Annotated in this window: 18 protein-coding genes; 6 read left to right on the forward strand and 12 right to left on the reverse strand. The window is 68.9% G+C overall.

Going from position 1 to position 17,836, the window contains the following annotated elements; translation table 11 throughout:
* Nucleotide 1 precedes the first annotated feature (1 nt).
* The gene (locus tag AC0685_RS01415) at nt 2-733 is read right to left on the reverse strand and encodes a UDP-N-acetylglucosamine acyltransferase (RefSeq protein WP_478223750.1); all 732 of its coding nucleotides are present in this window, start codon (nt 731-733) and stop codon (nt 2-4) included.
* A gap of 158 nt (nt 734-891) precedes the next feature.
* Between AC0685_RS01415 and AC0685_RS01420 the strand changes: the two genes are divergently transcribed.
* Nucleotides 892-1,998 carry a DegT/DnrJ/EryC1/StrS family aminotransferase gene (locus tag AC0685_RS01420; RefSeq protein WP_478223751.1) on the forward strand — a complete coding sequence of 369 codons (1,107 nt, stop codon included), beginning with the start codon at nt 892-894 and terminating at the stop codon, nt 1,996-1,998.
* Nucleotides 1,995-2,954: a Gfo/Idh/MocA family protein gene (locus AC0685_RS01425; protein WP_340685904.1), complete on the forward strand. Its 960-nt coding sequence runs from the start codon at nt 1,995-1,997 to the stop codon at nt 2,952-2,954. Before AC0685_RS01420 ends, AC0685_RS01425 begins: the two co-directional genes overlap by 4 nt.
* A gap of 69 nt (nt 2,955-3,023) precedes the next feature.
* On the opposite strand, the gene AC0685_RS01430 is transcribed toward AC0685_RS01425, so the two are convergent.
* The 5 genes from AC0685_RS01430 to AC0685_RS01450 form a co-directional block, all read right to left on the reverse strand.
* Nucleotides 3,024-3,767, reverse strand: a complete 744-nt coding sequence (locus AC0685_RS01430; RefSeq protein ID WP_478223752.1) for a hypothetical protein — start codon at nt 3,765-3,767, stop codon at nt 3,024-3,026.
* On the reverse strand, nt 3,764-4,273 hold the full coding sequence (locus AC0685_RS01435) for a SigE family RNA polymerase sigma factor (RefSeq protein ID WP_125679130.1): 510 nt from the start codon (nt 4,271-4,273) through the stop codon (nt 3,764-3,766). The genes AC0685_RS01430 and AC0685_RS01435 overlap by 4 nt, the downstream gene beginning before the upstream one ends.
* A gap of 54 nt (nt 4,274-4,327) precedes the next feature.
* On the reverse strand, nt 4,328-4,888 hold the full coding sequence (locus AC0685_RS01440) for a copper resistance CopC family protein (RefSeq protein ID WP_478223753.1): 561 nt from the start codon (nt 4,886-4,888) through the stop codon (nt 4,328-4,330).
* Nucleotides 4,889-5,146: 258 nt separating this feature from the next.
* On the reverse strand, nt 5,147-5,725 hold the full coding sequence (locus AC0685_RS01445; protein WP_478223754.1) for a Uma2 family endonuclease: 579 nt from the start codon (nt 5,723-5,725) through the stop codon (nt 5,147-5,149).
* A gap of 258 nt (nt 5,726-5,983) precedes the next feature.
* Complete coding sequence (locus AC0685_RS01450; protein ID WP_478223755.1) at nt 5,984-6,175, reverse strand: hypothetical protein; 192 nt, start codon at nt 6,173-6,175, stop codon at nt 5,984-5,986.
* A 22-nt stretch (nt 6,176-6,197) separates the two neighbouring features.
* On the opposite strand from AC0685_RS01450, the gene AC0685_RS01455 reads away from it, so the two are divergent.
* Nucleotides 6,198-6,605: a hypothetical protein gene (locus AC0685_RS01455; protein ID WP_478223756.1), complete on the forward strand. Its 408-nt coding sequence runs from the start codon at nt 6,198-6,200 to the stop codon at nt 6,603-6,605.
* 11 nt (nt 6,606-6,616) lie between these two features.
* Here the strand turns inward: AC0685_RS01455 and AC0685_RS01460 are convergent, their stop codons facing one another.
* The 4 genes from AC0685_RS01460 to AC0685_RS01475 are packed head-to-tail and all read right to left on the reverse strand — an operon-like array spanning nt 6,617 to nt 10,558.
* Nucleotides 6,617-7,243: an acyltransferase gene (locus AC0685_RS01460; protein WP_478223757.1), complete on the reverse strand. Its 627-nt coding sequence runs from the start codon at nt 7,241-7,243 to the stop codon at nt 6,617-6,619.
* Entirely contained in the window at nt 7,230-8,456 is a 1,227-nt protein-coding gene (locus AC0685_RS01465) for a glycosyltransferase family 4 protein (RefSeq protein WP_478223758.1), read from the reverse strand. The genes AC0685_RS01460 and AC0685_RS01465 overlap by 14 nt, the downstream gene beginning before the upstream one ends.
* Nucleotides 8,457-8,490: 34 nt before the next feature.
* Nucleotides 8,491-9,420, reverse strand: coding sequence for an NAD-dependent epimerase/dehydratase family protein (locus AC0685_RS01470; protein WP_478223759.1), 930 nt, complete (start codon nt 9,418-9,420; stop codon nt 8,491-8,493).
* A gap of 7 nt (nt 9,421-9,427) precedes the next feature.
* A complete protein-coding gene (locus tag AC0685_RS01475; protein ID WP_257483685.1) occupies nt 9,428-10,558 on the reverse strand; it encodes a DegT/DnrJ/EryC1/StrS family aminotransferase in 1,131 nt (376 codons plus the stop codon).
* A gap of 159 nt (nt 10,559-10,717) precedes the next feature.
* On the opposite strand from AC0685_RS01475, the gene AC0685_RS01480 reads away from it, so the two are divergent.
* Complete coding sequence (locus AC0685_RS01480) at nt 10,718-13,879, forward strand: AfsR/SARP family transcriptional regulator (protein WP_478223760.1); 3,162 nt, start codon at nt 10,718-10,720, stop codon at nt 13,877-13,879.
* On the opposite strand, the gene AC0685_RS01485 is transcribed toward AC0685_RS01480, so the two are convergent.
* The gene (locus AC0685_RS01485) at nt 13,876-14,544 is read right to left on the reverse strand and encodes a hypothetical protein (protein ID WP_478223761.1); all 669 of its coding nucleotides are present in this window, start codon (nt 14,542-14,544) and stop codon (nt 13,876-13,878) included. The genes AC0685_RS01480 and AC0685_RS01485 overlap by 4 nt on opposite strands.
* On the reverse strand, nt 14,541-14,765 hold the full coding sequence (locus AC0685_RS01490; RefSeq protein ID WP_478223762.1) for a hypothetical protein: 225 nt from the start codon (nt 14,763-14,765) through the stop codon (nt 14,541-14,543). Before AC0685_RS01490 ends, AC0685_RS01485 begins: the two co-directional genes overlap by 4 nt.
* A 120-nt stretch (nt 14,766-14,885) precedes the next feature.
* Here AC0685_RS01490 and AC0685_RS01495 point away from each other — a divergent pair, with 120 nt between their 5' ends.
* Both AC0685_RS01495 and AC0685_RS01500 read left to right on the forward strand, forming a co-directional pair.
* Nucleotides 14,886-15,977 (forward strand): C45 family autoproteolytic acyltransferase/hydolase, encoded by a 1,092-nt coding sequence (locus tag AC0685_RS01495; RefSeq protein ID WP_478223763.1) that lies wholly within the window; start codon nt 14,886-14,888, stop codon nt 15,975-15,977.
* Entirely contained in the window at nt 15,974-17,518 is a 1,545-nt protein-coding gene (locus AC0685_RS01500; protein ID WP_478223764.1) for an MFS transporter, read from the forward strand. The genes AC0685_RS01495 and AC0685_RS01500 overlap by 4 nt, the downstream gene beginning before the upstream one ends.
* Nucleotides 17,519-17,836 lie beyond the last annotated feature (318 nt).

A 17,836-nucleotide genomic window follows, 5' to 3' on the forward strand; every position in this document is an offset into this window, starting at 1 on the left:
CCTAATGATCGTCGCGTGGACGGGCGTCCCACGCCTTCACCAAGGTAGAGAGGTCGCCGGGCAGCCGGTCGGCCAGCCCGTCCTCAGGGAGACCGGCCTTACCCTTCAGCCAAGGTCCCAGCGCCTCGATGGCGGCCTCGTCCAGGCCTCGGCGGGACAGGCCCACGGTATTGACGCCGGTCACCCGCGCGGGGTTGCCCACGGCGATGGTGAACGCGCCCACCTCCTTGCGGACCGCGGAGCTCATCCCGACCATCGCGCCGGGGCCCACCACGACCCGCTGGTGCAGGATCGCGCCCATGCCCAGGTTCGCCCCGGACCAGATGTGGCAGTGGCCGCCGGTGATGACGTTCGAAGCGACCGTGACGGCGTCTTCGACGATGCAGTCGTGGGCGATGTGGCTGCCGCGGAGGAAGTAGCCGCCGTCACCGATGCTGGTGGTGCGCCAGGTGCCCTGGTGGACGCTGACGTACTCGCGGATCCGGTTCCGGCTGCCGATGACGACGCCGTGGCCGTCGTGATCGGGATCACCGTCCGGCGCGGCCTCCCAGGCGGCGGGGTGTTCGCGGCCGCGATCCTCACCCGGGGTGCCGATGGTCACGTGCGGGCCGATCCAGTTGCCGTCCCCGATCCGGGTGGGGCCCACGATGACCGTGAACGGTCCGATGACGTTGTCCTCGCCGAGCTCGACACCCTCGCCGATGACTGCTGTCGGGTGGATGCGGTTCACCACGTGAAGATCCGTTCGTCGTGGCTGGAGACAGCCTGGGGTATTGGGCGCTTCGGCGGTCCCGGTAACGTGTGGCCCGCGCCAGAGAGGGCGGCCGGGCGCAGAACCGGCGGCTCACTGTACCGGACGCACCAGAACGCCCAGTCGAGAGAGACTTGCAGATGATCCCCATTACCGTGGTCGACGTCCGTGACGCGGAGGACCTCGTCGTCGAGGTGCTGCGATCCGGCGCCATCGCACAGGGACCGATGGTCAAGCGCTTCGAGGACGCGTTCGCGAGCGTTTCCGGCACGAAGCACGCGATCGCCGTCAACAACGGCACCACCGCGCTGGTCGCCGCCATCCAGGCGCTCGACCTTCAGCCGGGCGACGAGGTCGTCACCTCGCCGTTCACCTTTGTGGCGACGCTGAACGCGATCCTGGAAGCCGGCGCGACCGTCCGCTTCGCCGACATCCGGCGCGACGACTTCGCGATCGACCCGGACGCCGTCGCCGCCGCGATCACCGACCGCACCAAGGTCCTCATGCCCGTGCACCTCTACGGGCAGACGGCGGACATGGGCAAGCTCGCGCCGCTGGCCGCCGAGCACGGTCTCAAGGTCATCGAGGACTCGGCGCAGGCCGTCGGCGCGTCGTTCCAGGGCAAGCCGTCTGGCTCGTTCGGGATCGGCTGCTTCTCCTTGTACGCCACCAAGAACGTCACCACCGCCGAGGGCGGTGTGATCACCACGGACGACGACAAGCTGGCCGACGCGCTGCGGGTGCTCCGTAACCAGGGCATGCGTGCGCGGTACCAGTACGAGGTCGCCGGGCACAACTACCGGATGACCGACCTGCATGCCGCCGTCGGCATCCCGCAGCTGGAGAAGCTGGACCAGCTCACCGCCGCCCGCCAGGCCAACGCGAAGCGCCTCACCGAGGGCCTCGCCGGCACCCCGGGCCTCGACCTCCCGCAGGTCCTGCCCGGCCGTGAACACGTGTGGCACCAGTACACCGTGCTGGTCGGCCCGCACGCGATGCTCTCGCGTGACGAGTTCGCCGCCGCGCTGACCGAGCGGGGCATCGGCAACGGGATCTACTACCCGAAGATCGTCTTCGACTACGACTGCTACCGGAACAACCCGCTGATCCCCGACGCGAAGGTCGAGGACTTCCCGGTGGCCGCTTCCGTCGCCGCGCAGGCGCTTTCCCTGCCGGTGCACCCGCACCTTTCCGAGTCCGACCTGGACACCATCATCGAAACGGTTCGCGAGGTACTCGGCGCATGACCACCCACAAGATCGCCCTCATCGGCACGGGGAACATGGGTTCGCTGCACGCCCGTGTCCTCGCCGCGAACGAGCGCGTGGACCTCGTCCGCGTGATCGACCCGCGCGAAGAGGCGGGCCGCAAGGTCGCCGAACGCTACGAAACCCAGTGGACGCCCGAAATCGGCTCACTGTCCGATGTGGACGCCGTCGTGCTCGCTTCGGCCACCGAGGCGCATTACGAGCTGGCGCAGGAGATCCTTGGCCAGGGCAAGCCGATGCTGGTCGAGAAGCCGGTGTGCAACAGCTTTGAATTCTCCCAGGAGATCGTCGGGCTGTCGGCGAAGAAGGACGTCCCGCTGATGTGCGGGCTCCTGGAGCGCTACAACCCGGCCGTGATGACCGCGCGGGCGCTGGTCAACGAGCCGATCCACCTGATGGCCCGCCGCCACGGCCCGTACGCGCCGCGGATCAAGACCGGTGTCGCGTGGGACCTGCTGGTGCACGACGTCGACCTGGCGATCCAGTTCTTCGGCGGCGCGACCCCGCAGCGGGTCGCCTCCGGCGCGGGCTACTTCCACCCGAGCTCGGTCGAAGGCGCCGAAGACACCATCGAGACGGTGCTGTCGTTCGAATCCGGGCTCGCCACGGTCTCCGCGTCCCGCCTCGGCCAGCGCAAGGTCCGCTCGCTCTGGGTGTCCGAACTGGACCGCATGATCGAGATCGACCTGCTCCGCCGCGACGTCACCATCTACCGCCACGTCTCGCACGACTCGGTCACCGAGGACGGCCTCGGCTACCGCCAGCAGACCGTCATCGAGATCCCGGAACTGGTGACCGCGCGCGAGCCGCTCGCGACCCAGCTGGACCGGTTCGTCGACCTGCTCGAAGGCAAGATCGACGCCGACACCGAGCGGGACCTGATCCTGCCGTCGCACGCCGTCGTCGACCAGGTGCTGACGCAGGCCGCGGCCTGATCTCTCGCATTTAGTCCTCTGGATGCGGTAGTTGCCCACGCAACTACCGCATCCAGAGGACTAAATGCGTTATTTGGTGAGGCGCTGGCCCCTCGCGTCGTACGCGACGAGGGGGGTCAGCACGTACGGCGACTCCACCTGGCCTGGGTCGAACCAGAAGATGACGACCGACGGGTCCTCGCTCCAGGGGATGGCCTTGGCCTCGACCGGTTTCCCGCGGACGGTGCTGGTGATCCGCACCGCCGGACCCGAGAAGTAGCCGAACACGGGTACGAACGTGCCCCGGATCAGGTCGCCGCCGTCCACGGCGTGGAAGCCGAACGACCGATCGGATCCCTTGAATTCGTTGGCGGCCAGGAGCGCGTCGTAGTCGCCCGCGCCGTCCCGGTACGCGACCTGAAGACCGAACCGGACGTCCGGCATCGACGGCTCGTCGATCTCGGACGCGTAGATCACCAGCTCGCGGCCACCTTCACCCTTGAACCCGAGCGGGATCACGTCACCGAGCGGGGAGGGCGACGGGGCCGCCGTGATCGACGGGCTCGCCGGTGCCGGGGTCGGGACGGGCGCGGCCGGCGCGCTCGCGGCGGGCGGAAGCGGCTGCTGTTCGGACGAAGAGCCTTTGAGCGCGACCGCGCCGACGATGACCAGCACCGTCACCACGGTGGCGGCGCCCCCGCCCGCGCCGGTCGCGAGACGGCGGCGACGGCGGATACGCCTGCCCTTGGTCATGATCGCGCCGAGGTCAGGTTCGGCGAACCCTTCGACGGGCGGCTCCCGCAAGGCCGAACGCAGCATCTCGAGGTCGGTCATCGTCCCAGCCCCCCGATCAGTTCCGTTCCGTCCTCCGCGGTGATCCGCAGCTTGGTCAGGGCGCGGGAATTGGTGCTCTTCACGGTGCCGATCGAGACACCCAGTTCGCCGGCCACGTCGGATTCCTTCAAGTCGAAGAAGTGCCTGAGCACCACGACGGCTCTCTCCCGGTCAGTGAGCGTACGCAACGCGTCAAGCAGCCATTTCCGCTGGACGACGGCACCGGCGACGTCCAGGCCGCTCGGCTGCTCGGGGATGTCCTCCGTGGCGTTCTCGCGGATCGGACGCCGCCAGCCGTCGATCACATGGTTGACGAGGACCTGTCGCGCGTACGCGTAGGCGTCCTTACGGCGTACGCGCGACCAGGCCGCATACGTTTTCGCGAGCGCCGTCTGGGTGGCGTCCTCGGCCTGATGACGATCGCTGGTGAGCAGGTAGGCGGCGTGCTGAAGACGCGTCGCCGAGTTCCGCACGAACTCGACGAACTCGTCATCGCCGCGAGCCACCCTGGTCCTCATCTCCGTTCGACGGTTGACCACGTGAAAGGTTGCTTTGACCGCTTAGTCCTTCCGACGAGTGAACCGGAGCGCGACGACGATCCCCGCCACGACCACGGCCACCGCGAGGACGATCCACACCCAGGCCGGTACCAGATCTTCGGGGGTGGTCTCGCCGGCCGGAGGCGCCGGGGACGCGCTGCCGGCCGGGGCCTGGCTGCTCGTCGGGGCCTGGCTCGTCGGGCTTGGTACCGGCGCGCTGAGGTTGAACTTCACCGAGCCACTCGCGGCGTGCGTGTCCTCGAAGGTGACCTTGTAGCGGAGCGTGTACTCGCCCGCGGGGCCGACGGCCTGGACCGGCGCCGTGACGACCGCTCCGGCGACCTCCGCGCGGCCGACCGTCCACGACGCGTTCTCCGGGCCGGTGATCTGGATCGGGTTGTCGTCGGCGAGGGTGACCGGGCCCGAGAAGGTCAGCTTGACCTGCGTCGGGGGCGTCGCCAGCGAAGCACCCCTCGCCGGGTCACTGCTCTTCAGCTCCGAATGGGCGAGCGCCGGGGACGCGGTGCCCAGCAGGGCCAACCCGGTGACCAGCAACGACGCACCGAACCGCTTGAGCCTCATCTGACACCCTTCTCACCGGGGAACTCCCCCGCCGAGCCTAGTAGTCGGGTCGAGCGGGGTGGTGGTTCCCGGTCGTGAGTGGCTAGGACGGTTCTGGCGGCCCCCGCTCGGCATGACCTTGATCAACGGAGGATCGGGGACGTTGAGTGTCCCCGATCCTCCGTTGAGCAAGGCCCGAGGACGCGTCACCTCGCGTTCGGCCAGCGTCTCGTGAGTGGCTAGGACGGTTCTAACCGTCCTAGCCACTCACGAGGGCGATCACGGGCGCTGCGCGTGGCGGGTGGTCAGTGCGTCGAGGTCGAGAGTGAGCGGAGTGCCGTCGAAGTCGAGGCTCACCTTGCCGGTGTGCTCGCCGAAGTTCTCGTACTCGCCGTCGATCAGGCGGTAGGTGGTCATGCTCGCCGGATCGTCGAGGTCGACGATCCAGTAGTGCTCGATGCCGACTTCCGCGTATTCGGAGAACTTCGTGACCCGGTCGGTGCGGACGGTGCCCTCGGACAGGACCTCGATGACCAGCCGCACGTCTTCCTCGGCGGAGACTCTCGCCGGGTTTTCGTCGGCCACGAGGGCGGAGGTGACCAGCACATCGGGAACTCGGACCGTCAGCGGCGCGGTGGCGACGACCATTTCGGCCTCACCCATCGCGCTGTACTCCGGCGACGTCTGTTCGTCGAGCCAATATGTCAGGCGATTGACCGCACGCTGATGGAAAAACAACGGACGGGGTGACACGACCAGCACTCCTTCGACGACTTCCGCGCGGTGTTCCGGGTCTTCCGGCAACGCGGCCCAGTCGTCAAGCGTCAGGAATCGGTGAGGCCACTCCACGACACTCATCGAACTCCTCCTTCGCCGGTGATCACCAGACCATCTTCCCACGGTTTCCCCGAGAACGTATCAGCACGGAAAGTAGTGAATCATTACAGTGAGGAGTTGCGGGGAAGCAAGGCCCGCATCGGGGTGCACCATCGTGCTCCCTGCGTTTCCGCAGGTCGTCTTCCTTTCGAGAAACGAAGAACCCTGGAGGTTCTTGACTGTCGGTGCATTCTCTGACCGGACGGAAAGAAACGCCTGGTCACGACCGCCCCACATTGGCTACGTTCCCGGCGTGCACAGATCGAGGGGAATCCTCACCACCGTATGCCTGCTGCTCGCCGTCACGGCTTGCTCGAGCGGCACCGCGACCGAGCCCGCGCCGATGTCGTCGACACCGTCGTCGAGCAAACCGGCCAGTCGCGCGACACCCAGCCCGGCCACGACGCCACCGGCGCCTCTCACCAAGATCACCGCGGCCTGCCCCGTACTGGGCGTGACCGAATTCCTTCAAGTGATCGGGAGATCAGACGATCTGGTCGCCAACGAAGGCGAGTCCGAACGGGTCGGCGCAGGCAAGGCCTACCGGTGCGCCTACGAAGACCCGAAAGGAAAGTACGGGAAATCGGCGGAGCTCTTCGTCGCGGCCATCCCCGGAAACCAGCCGCCCCGCGCGACGATCGACAAGCTCGCGAAGGAATGCGAAAAACCGGCCACCCAGCTACCCGGGATCGGCGAGCAGGCCCTGTGGTGCGAGATCCCCACCGACGGCCCGGACCTCGACATCCTGGTGAGCGTCGGGAAACGCGGCCATGGCGAAACAAGGGTGGCGACGCTGTACCTGTACAAGACCAGGTCCGACGTCTACGCCACGCTGGCGAAACTGTTCGCCGACAGGCTGTGATCAGGGCCGAGCTACTCCGTGAAGTCGCCCGCCGGCGCGCCCCAAGAACCAGCGGCGTCCCCACGTTCCTCCGCCAGCGCGCGCCGCCGCGCGTTCTCGGCGCGTACACGCTCCACTTCGGACTGGATGTACTCGTCGTCGTACTTCTGGAACACGCGCGCGGGGTTGCCCGCCACCAGGCTGCGCGGCGGGACGTCCTTGGCGACCACGGAATTGGGCTGCACGGTGGCGAAATCGCCGATCGTGACCCCGGCCATGATCACCACGAGGCCGCCGATGAAGCAGCCTTTGCCGATCTTCACGGGTTTGCGCTCGATGAGGTCGCTGCCGGAGTGGTTCTGCAGCGTCATGTTCGCGAGCCAGCTGGAATGCGTGAAGATCAGCGTGTTGAGCCCGATGCTGGTGTGCTCGCCGATCTCCAGCCCGCCGCTCGCGTCGAGCGCCGCGCCTTCGCCGATCCAGCAGTGTTCGCCGATCTTCAGGTTCTCCGGGCTGATGATCTTGACCCGTTCGCGGACCCTCGTCGTCTCCGGCAGTCCGTAGAACCGGGCGCGTTCGGCGTCGTTCATGTACTGCGAGACGAGTTCGGTCAGGATTTGCGGGCGCAGGCGGTTGCTGCGCTCGTCATCGAAGAACATCGGCCTCGGTCACCAGTTTCTCGAAGGTACGCAGGTGTTCTTCGGCGACGACGTCGAGGCCGAAGTTGGCCCGCACCATCGCGCTTTCCCGCTGTGCCACCAAAGCCCGCTTCTCCGGGTCGTCGAGCAGGTCGATGACGGTGTTCGCCACCGCCTCGCTGTCGTCCGGCCGCACCAGCAGGATGTTCTCGCCGTTGCGCAATTCGATACCCGGGTAGTTGTCCTCGGTGACCGACGCGATGGTCGCGGTGCCCGAGAGCATCGCCTCCAGCGACGCGGTACCGCAGCCGCCGTTGAGGTCGTGCGTCACGATGTCGGCGGCGGCGAAGTACGCGGGGACGTCGGCCTTCGGCACGGCGCCGGTGACGATGATGGCGTCCGCGACGCCCAGTTCTTCCGCCCGCTTCAGGAAGACGTCGTGGTAGACGCGGCCGACGACGACCACCTTCACGCCAGGGTGCTTGTCCAAAATGGACGGCAGCGCCTCGACGAGGGGGAGCCGGTTGCGCAGCGGGATCACGTGCCCGAGCGAGACGATCACCGGACCGTCGCCGAGCCCGTGCTCCGCCCGGACATCGAGTGTCAAAGGCTTCTCGAAGTTCCCTGTGTCGACGGCGATCGGGAAGTAGTCCGAGTTCGCGTCGCTCGTGCCGTAGCGCTCGACGCAGTAGTCGACCCCGAGCTTGTCGAGGATGACGTAGCGCGGCTTGAGGTAGCGCAGGATCGGGTTCACCAGCACGCTGTCCAGGAACCGGAACACACCGCCGTACAGCTTGTTGTCGCTGATCAGCAGGGTGTGGATGGTCAGCAGCATCGGCAGCTCGTGCCGCCGCGCGTACAGGCCGGCCAGCCACGAGAGGTCGAAGAACTGCCCGTGCAGGTGGACGGCGTCCGGTTTGAACTCGTCCAGCAGCTTCCACAGCCGCCGCCAGTTCCCCGGCCGCAGCGAGGCGAAGCTCATGTCGAAGTCGATCGACAGGCCCAGCTGCGGCATCTTCACCGCGGGCAGGCGGACGACGCGGTAGCCGTCCTTCGTCTCGTCGGCCGGGGCGTCGGCGTAGGCGGCGGTGATCGCGAGCACCTCGTGCCCGCGCGCCGCGTACTGCTCGGCCAGGGACGCCGCCATGTGCGCGCTTCCGCCCACCCTCGGCGGGAAGAAGTTGTTCACCACGGCGATACGAAGAGGACGGCTCTCCCCCGGCGCCATCACCATGCCGTCTCCGCGGAAAAGAGTGCGTCGACGGAACTCACTCGGAGGCCTTCACCAGTTCGTACATGCCCTCTTCCACGGAGATCTTCGGCTCCCAGCCGAGGACCTCGCGGGCACGGGTGATGTCCGCGGCGCGGCGCGAGACCAGCACGTCGCGCTCGTTGAACAGCGGCTCGACGTTGACGCCGACGGCGTCGATGAGGATCTTCGCCAGCGTCGCGATGGAGGTGTCGATCCCGGTGCCGACGTTGATCGGCAGGTTCGCCTTCTCCGACTCGAGCGCCGCGACGACGGCCCGGGCCAGGTCCGTGACGTGCACGAAGTCCATCGACTGGTCGCCGCGGCCGTCGATGATCGGCGGCTGACCGGCGCGCAGGCGCTGGATGAAGTGGTTGATCACCGACGTGTAGTAGGCCTCGATCTTCTGGCCGGGGCCGTACACGTTGAAGAACCGCAGCGCGTTCCAGGACAGGCCCTTGGTGCGCTCGTAGAAGCCGAGCATGTCCTCGCCCGCGCGCTTCGAGATGCAGTACGGCGTGAGCGGCTTGAGCTCGTCGTCCTCGTGCATCGGCAGCCGCTTCGGGTCGCCGTAGACGGACGCGGTCGAGGCGAACACGAGCCGCTCGACACCCTCGTCCGCCGCGGCGGCGAAGACGTTGTGGTTACCGACCATGTTGATGTCGATGGACTCGTGCGGGTCCGCGACCGACTTGTTGATCGACACGGTGGCGAAGTGGATGACGTGCGTGCAGCCGCGCATGGCCTCGCGCACGGCACCGCCGTAGCGGACGTCCTTCTCGACCAGTTCGACCTTGCCGGTGGCGACGAACTCGTTGATCCGGGCGCGGTCGCCGCGGGTCATGTTGTCGAAGACGCGGACGGTGTACCCGCCCTCGATCAGCATCGGGATGACGTGCGCGGCGATGAAACCGCCGCCCCCGGTGAAGAGGACCTTCTTGTCGGGCATTTCTCTCCTAGCTCGGCAGTGCGGCGCTGACGGTCCCGATGACCCGGTCGACCTGGGCATCGGTGAGGTTGGCGTGCATCGGGATGGCGAGATGACGGGCGAAGAGGTCCGCCGATACCGGCAAGGTCTGCTTCTTGCCGTAGATGGGCTGGAGGTGCGAGGCGTACGTGCCGAAGTTGCACTGCACGCCCTGCTCGCGGATCCGCAACGCGAGCGCGTCGCGGTCGATCTCCGGGGCCACGGTGAGGATGTAGGCCTGCCACGGGTGCTCGCGGTCCGGCAGTTCCACCGGGACGTCGAGACCGGGCAGGTTCTCGAACGCCTCGTGGTAGCGCTTGGCCACCGAACGGCGGGCCGAGAGCAGGTCCGGGAGCCGGTCCAGCTGCACGTTCATGATCGCGGCCTGCACGTCCGAGAGCCGGAAGTTGTAGCCCAGCTCGTGGAACTCCGGGATCGGCAGCGCGCCGGAACCTTCGCGGGTGATGGCGGGCTCGATGCCGTAGGTGTGCAGCTTGCGCGCGTGCGCGATGAGGTCTTCGCGATCCGAGACCAGCGCGCCGCCCTCGCCCGCGGTGATGCCCTTGCGGCCGTGGAAGGAGAACGCGGCCAGGTCGGCGAGGCTGCCCGCCGGCCGGGTCTTGTAGGTCGCGCCCGCGGCGCAGGCGGCGTCCTCGAACAGCCACAGGCCGTGCTTGTCGGCGATGGCGCGGTACTCGTCGAAGTCACCGGGCTGACCGGCGACGTCGACGGCGAGGATGCCGACCGTGCGCGGGGTGATCAGCGCTTCGATCGACGCCGGGTCGGCGCTCCAGACGTCGGGGCGGATGTCCGCGAACACCGGCGTCGCGCCGGCCTGGAGCACGGCGTGGCCGGTGGCGGGGAAGGTGTAGTCGCCGACGATGACCTCGTCGCCCGGCTTCACGCCGAGCACACGCAGCCCGAGGAAGAGTGCCGACCCACAGTTGCTGGTGGTCAGGGCGTGCGCGGTGCCGACGGTCTTCGCGAAGCGTTCCTCGAAACGACGGCACGCGGGGCCGGCTCCGGCCAGCCAGCCGGACCGGAAGACCTCCGCCACGGCGGCGAGTTCTTCGTCGCCGACGGTCGGCTGACCCAGAACGACGGGTTCCTGCTCAGACATACCTCTCCCATTGCGTGGGGACCCGGCGAAGTGTATAGACGCCATTCGGCCGATCTCGGGCGGGCTGGATCCGCCCAGGTCAACGACGCCCTAGTCCATCCATGCCCCCGCCACCGCCCTCAATGGAGAAGCTGCGCTTCCATCCCTAACCTCTAACTCATGCGATTCGGCGTTCTGGGGGCGACGGAGGTGCGCCGCGGGGACGGCACCGCCGTTCCGATCGGCGGACCCAGGGCCCGCACGCTGTTCGCGTTGCTCGCGCTGGAGGCCGGCCGGATCGTCCCGGCGGAGCGTCTCATCGACGGCCTCTACGGCGAGCAGCCACCCGAAGGCGTGGCGAACGCGCTGCAATCGCAGGTCTCGCGGCTGCGTGGCGCGCTGAAGGAGCTCGCGCCCGTCGAGTTCAGCCCGGCGGGTTACCGGCTCGCCGTGGACCCCGGCGACGTCGACGTGCATCGGTTCGAGCGGCTCGCCGCCGAGGGACGGCGCTCTCTCGCGGCTGGGGACGCCGCGAAGGCGGCGGAACTGCTTCGCGACGCTCTCGGGCTCTGGCGTGGCCCGGCCTTCGCGGACATCACCGACGCGCCGTTCCGCGATCCGCAGGTCACCAGGCTGAACGAGCTGAAGACGTCGGCGATCGAGGACCGCGCCGAGGCCGAGCTCAAGCTGGGAAGACACGAAGACGTCCTTGCCGAGCTTCGCGAGGTCATCGACGAGCAGCCGCTACGGGAACGGACCCGCGCACTGCTGATCTGCGCGCTGCACGCCGCGGGACGTCAGGCCGACGCGCTCACCGCGTTCGAGGACGCCCGCCGCGTCCTCGCCGACGAACTCGGCATGGACCCCGGACCGCAACTCGCCGCCGCGCATCTGGCCGTGCTTCGCGGGGAGACGCCGCCGGTCAAGACAGCGCCCATCGAGACCGCGGCGCTCCCCGCGCAGCTCACCAGCTTCATCGGCCGTGAGGGCGATCTCCGGCACGTGCTCGGCAGGCTGGAGAGCTCGCGGCTGGTGACGCTGACCGGACCGGGCGGGGCGGGCAAGACCCGGCTGGCCATCGAGACCGCGGCCGCGATGGACCTCCCGGCGGTCTTCGTCGAGCTGGCGCCGTACACCGAAGACGCCGACGTCGCCCACGCCGTGCTGACCGCGCTCGGCCTGCGGACCGTCCCACTCGGGACGGTCACCGCACCGGTGGAGAACGCGCCGCTGGAGCGGCTGATCGACGCGCTGGCCGAACGGGCGGTCCTGCTGGTGCTCGACAACTGCGAGCACCTGGTCGAGGCCGCCGCGAAACTGGCCGCCCGGCTGCTCGGCGCGGCTCCCGCGCTGCGGGTGCTCGCCACCAGCCGCGAACCGCTGGGCATCACCGGCGAGCTCGTCTCCCCCGTGCCGCGGCTCGCCGTGCCGCCGCCGGGCACGCCTCCCGCCCGGTCGCTGGAGTTCGCCGCGGTCCGCCTGTTCGCCGACCGGGCCCAGGCGAGTGATCCGGGCTTCGCGGTCGACGACGAGACCGCGGGCGACGTCCAGCGGATCTGCGCCGCGCTCGACGGGCTGCCGCTGGCCATCGAGCTCGCAGCCGCGCGGGTGCGGACCCTGCCGGTCGGGGAGATCGCCGCCCGGCTGGGTCCATGGCCTCTCGGCGGGAAAGAGCACCTCGAGGGCGACGACCGGTTCGGGCTGCTTTCGCGGGGCAGCCGGGTCGCCGAGAGCCGTCATCGCACCCTGCGCGCCGTCGTCGAGTGGAGCTGGGATCTGCTCGACGAGGACGAACGCCTGCTCGCCAGGCGGCTGACCGTGTTCGCGGGCGGCACGACCCTGGCCGACGCCGAAGCGGTCTGCGCCGTGCCGGACATCGCGGAGCTGCTTCCGTCCCTTGTGGACAGATCGCTGGTCGAGCGCACCGGGGACCGGTATCGGATGCTCGAAACCATCCGGGCCTTCTTCGCCGGGAAACTCGCCGAAGCGGGTGAAACAGAGCGCTTGCGGCGCGCGCACGCCGAGTATTTCCTCGCCCTCGCAGAGGAAGCCGATCCGTTGCTGCGCACCGGCGACCAACTGGTCTGGCTCGATCGGCTCGACGCCGCCTACGACGACCTCCTCGCCGCGTTGCGCTGGGCCGCCGAGTCCGACGTGCGGATCGCGCTCCGGTTATCGGCTTCGCTGGTGCTGTACTGGTGGATGCGCGGCCGCCGGTTCGAAGGCTCGACGCTGAGCTTGGAAGTGGTCAAACGGCTCGGCGAACGGGCGCCGGACGGTCTCGAAGAGGAGTACCAGCTCTGCGTGCTCACCGCCGCCGCGGGACTGCGGGGCCACGAGGCGCTCGACCGGCATTTGCCGCTGGTGGACGGCCTCATGCTGAATCTCACCAAGGCGCCCCGGAACCCGGCACTGCTGCTGTTGATGGGCGTCGTGTCCGGCCCGCCCGGTGACGACGACGCGCTGATCAAACGCAGCCGGGTGCTGCTGGCGAACAGCGAGGCCTGGAGTCTCGCCCTCGCGCCGACCGGTTACGGCCTTCGCGCGCTGTTGCAGGGCGAACTCGACACGGCGGAAGAGTTCCTGCTCGAAGGGGCGCAGGCGTTCCGCTCGATCGGGGAACGCTGGGGCCTTTCGATGGCCCTCGACCATCTGTCCCAGATCCTGATCTGGACGAACCGGCAGGTCGAAGCCCTCGAAACGATGAACGAGGCCCTGCGGCTGATGCGGGAACTCGGCGCGTCCGACGACAACGCGGACCTGCTGTGCCGTCGCGGCGGCAGCAAGCTGCTCCACGGCGACGCGGCGGGCGCGCGGGCGGATTTCGAACTCGCCATCGAGATCGCGCGCCGCGCCGGGATGCCCGAAAGCCGGGCGGCCGGATACGTCGGGCTGTCGTTCCTCGCCCGGCACGAGGGCGATCTGGCGGCGGCTCGCGCGCTGAGCGAACGCGCGCTCGCGGAGTGTTCCGGTGGTTCGTTCGCGGCCGAAGGGGTGCGCGCCGGGGCGAAGATCTCTCTCGGCTGGGTCCTTGCCGCCGAGGGTGACCTCGACGGGGCCGAGGAACTGCACCGGCTGGCGCTGGTGTCGGCGGACCGCTGGCACGACAGCACCACCATGGCCTGCGCCGCCGAGGGTCTCGCCGGGGTCGCGCTGGTGCGGGGCGACGCCGAGCGGGCGGCGGTCCTGATCGGCGCGGCGGTGACCATCCGGGGCACCCCGTTCGCCGTCGATCTGGACGCCGCCCTGCTCAGGACGACCGTGCGGGAGCGGCTCGGTGACGACTTCGACCGGGCCTACCGCCGCGGGCTCGGCCTGCGGGGCGCCACTCAGCTGGCCTAGGCGCGGGTCAGCTGCGTGCCCTGCGGCGCGAAGCGGCCGACGGCCTCGGCGAGGAGCCGCTGGTCGAGCTCGGTGTCCTCGACCGCGACGTACAGCGGCGCCGCGTTGACCGGCACCGCGCCGAGGCGGGTCATCCCCGGGCCGACCGGGTCGATGGTGAGCCGGGTGACGTCCCGCCACGGCACGACCGTCCGCTCGATCCGGACGCCCACCGCGTCCAGTTCGAAGAGCACCCACTGCTGGTCGTGCAGCGACTTCACGTAGCCGATGGCCGCGCAGCCGACGGCGATCGCGATGATCCGCAGCACCCCGGGGCCTTCGATCGCGCCGACCAGTCCGATGAACGCGAGGACGGCCACGACCATCCCGGTCAGTTTCGCGGCGCCGACCAGGCCCGCGTTCGGTTTGTGCACCCGGAACCGCACGGCACGCATCAGGTGTTTGGTGAGCAGCCCGCCGCCGATCGCGGCGGCCAGCGCGAGCATCGTCACCACCAGCGAAACCGGGGAGAAGTCCGCGAAGACCTGGTAGCCGGCGACCAGCGTGACGAAGCCGCCCGCGACGGTCAGGAGCAGTGCGAGCTTGCCCTTGCGCACGTCCTGTTCGCGGCGCTGAAGCGAGGCCTGGTCGGGTGTGGCGAGGAAGCCGCCGTCGATGTTCCTCATCGGGCGTCACGCTGCGCTGCGTCGTTGGCTGCGGCGCGGCGCTCACGCTGGCGGCGGTCGAGGACGTACAGCAGCGCGCCGGCGCCGGCGCTCACGGCGGCGTAGAGCAGGTCCTGGAGGCCGTCGTCGGGGTAGCCGGTGGAGAACTCGACCATCGCGAGCGCGAGGAAGAGGACGCTGATGACCGCCCCGCCGATGATGTACACCTTGTTGCTGAGCATGGTTTCCCTCGTTCGTCGTTGCCTGGTGGGACCACTTTCGCTCGGGGCACATGACATTCGGATGACACACTGCCAGCGTTCGGTGCGTGGACGGTCAGCGGCGGCGGACACCCTCCGGACATGACCTACGTAGCCGGATCTCCAGAAGACTTCCTCGCCGTGCGGCATCTGACCCTGCGCGGCTCCCAGGCCGAAATCGGCCATGCCCTCGGCGCCGAGGTGAAGGCGCGCTCGGACTGGTCGCCGTCGCCGCTCGACCCGGCCGTGGCCAAGGCGCGGCGTACCTGGTTCGCGCGGAACTGGCCGCAGTACGCGGCGCGCACCGCCGGGTTCGCCGAGGCCCACGGATTCCCCGCCGACGCGGCCGTCTCCTTCGACGACGCGAGTGCCCTGCCCGCCGGATCGGGCTGTTCGGCGCTGTGGACGGGGAGCGAGCTCGGCCGCAACTACGACTTCTTCACCATGAGCTGGACTCAGCTGGGCGCGGTGCTGGCCGGGGAGGAGCCCGTCGACGACGGGACCGTGCCGATGGCGTCACGGCCCTACGTCCTGACGACGATCGCCGACGACGGCATCGCCTCGACGTCCCTCACGATGTCCACAATGGACGGTGGCATGGAGGGCGTCAACGAGGCAGGGCTCGTCGTCGCGCTGCTGATGGCCGAGGTCGAGACGGCCATGCCGCTGGAGCACGGTCCGCAGGCAGGCCTCTCGGTACTGCAGGTGTGCCGGTATCTGCTGGACACCTGCGAAACCGTCGACGAGGCCAAGGAAGCGCTGATGCTCGCCAAGCAGTACGCGCACGGCGCGCCCTGCCACTACATCGTCGCCGACGCCTCCGGCCGCGGCTTCGTCTACGAACGCGGAGCGCACGACGTCGAGTACTTCGTCGAGGTGGCCGACGGGCCGCTGTGCGTCACGAACCACCTGCTGCACCGTCATCCGGATCTCGGCGCGCTGCCCGAGGACACCCCGGAGACCATGCGCACCTACGAGCGGCTTCGCACCGTCACCAAGGAAGCGGACGCCGGGCCGCGCGACGCGCTCGACGCGGTGTCCTTCGCGGTCGAGCCCGGCGCGCCGTGGCGGACGTTGTGGCGCAGCGTCCTCGACCCGGCGGCCCGCACCCTGAGCACCCGTTTCTACCTGGGTGACGGCGAAAACGGCACCACGCGGCACACGCCGGAACTCACGTTCGGGGTCTCTCGGTGACCATCGGCAAGGGCCGCAAGATCGGCACCGTCGCGGTCTGCGTGCTGGCGCAGCTGCTGATCGCGATCGACCTGACCGTGCTGCACCTGGTGCTGCCGTCGCTTTCGGAGCAGATGCACCCGTCGACGACGGAACTGCTGTGGATCGCCGACGCGTACGGTTTCGCGCTCGCCGGGCTGCTGATCACGATGGGGAACATCGGCGACCGGGTCGGGCGGAAGAAGCTGCTGCTGATCGGGGCGTCGCTGTTCGGTGTCGCTTCGGTGATCACGGCGTACGCGCCGACGGCGGAGCTCCTGATCGCCGCCCGCGCGCTGCTCGGGATCGCCGCCGCGACACTGATGCCGTCGACGCTGTCGATCGTGCGGAACGTGTTCACCGGCAAGGAACGCGCGGCCGTGATCGGGGTTTCGAGCGGGCTGACGATCCTCGGTTTCGGCATGGGGCCGCTCGTCGGCGGTTTCCTGCTCGAGCACTTCTGGTGGGGTTCGGTGTTCCTGGTCAACGTGCCGGTGGTGGTGGTCATGGTGATCGCGGGCGCGCTGATCCTGCCCGAATCGAAGAACCCGGTGTCCCATCGCATCGACGTGCCCAGCGTGCTGCTTTCGCTCGTCGGCATGGTCGGGATCGTCTACACGATCAAGGAAGTCGCGTACAAGGGCTGGGGGCACTGGGACGTCGCGGTCGCCGCCGTGCTCGGCCTCGGCTGCCTGCTGGCGTTCATCCTGCGGCAGCCGCGGCTGGCCGAACCGCTGATGGACCTGAAGCTGTTCGCTCAGCGGGCGTTCTCGGCGACCGTCGGCACCACGATCCTGGCGATGTTCGCGCAGCTCGCGGTCTCGCTGATGTTCGCGCAGTACCTGCAGCTGGTGGCGGGCTGGTCGCCGCTGAAGGCCGGGCTCGCCGGGCTGCCCGGGATGGGCGGCGCGATCCTCGGCGGCATGCTCACGCCACTGGCGATCAAGGCCTTCGGCCGCGCTGTCACCATCGGGCTCGGCTGTGCCCTGTCGGCGACCGGGTTCGCGCTGTACGCGGGGGTCGGCGTGACGATCGTCTACACCGACCTGCTCGCCGCGATGATCATCTTCGGCGTCGGGCTGTCGCTGATCCTCTCCGTCGCGACGGACACGGTGCTCGGCGTCGTGCCGAAGGCCAGGGCGGGCGCGGCGTCGGCGATCTCCGAGACGGCGACCGAACTCGGTGGTGCGCTGGGGATCGCCGTCCTCGGCAGTGCGCTCGGCGCGCTGTACCGGAGCGAACTCGTCATCCCGGCGGGCGTACCGCCGGAGACTTCGGCGGCGATTTCGGACACCCTGGGCGGCGCCGTCCAGGTCGCGGCACAGTTGCCGCCCGAGCAGGGCGCGCTGGTCCTGGCCAGTGCGAAGTCGGCGTTCGTCGACGGGTTGCAGGTGACGATGGTGTGCTCTGCGGGGCTGATGGCGTTGCTGGCGGTCAGCGCGTTGTTCACGCTGCGCGGGGTGCCGAAGGTCCTCGAAGATCCCGAAGAGGAGCCCGCTCCGGTTCCGACCCCGGTGGGCTGAAGGGGACCTTGAACTCCTGATTGTCCACAAGGGACTCTTCCCGAGAAGGAGCTGCCCGATTCAGGCGCTATGCGCGGTTCCACGGCGGGGTCGTGAGTGATAATGACGGTTAGAACGCAATGTCACGTAGCTTAAGTTGATCTTGGGCGAGGTTGACAGGTGGAATGAACGCTCCCTTCGCTGCGTCTGATGCGACGAAGGGACGCCTTCGGCCTGGCCGTGGGTCGACTGTCGTGAGTGGCGTTTCGGGTTAGAACCCGAAACGCCACTCACGACCCCCTCGTGAAATCGCCCATCCCGGAATCAATCAGACATTAA

The organism is Amycolatopsis sp. NPDC043889 (assembly GCF_056435645.1).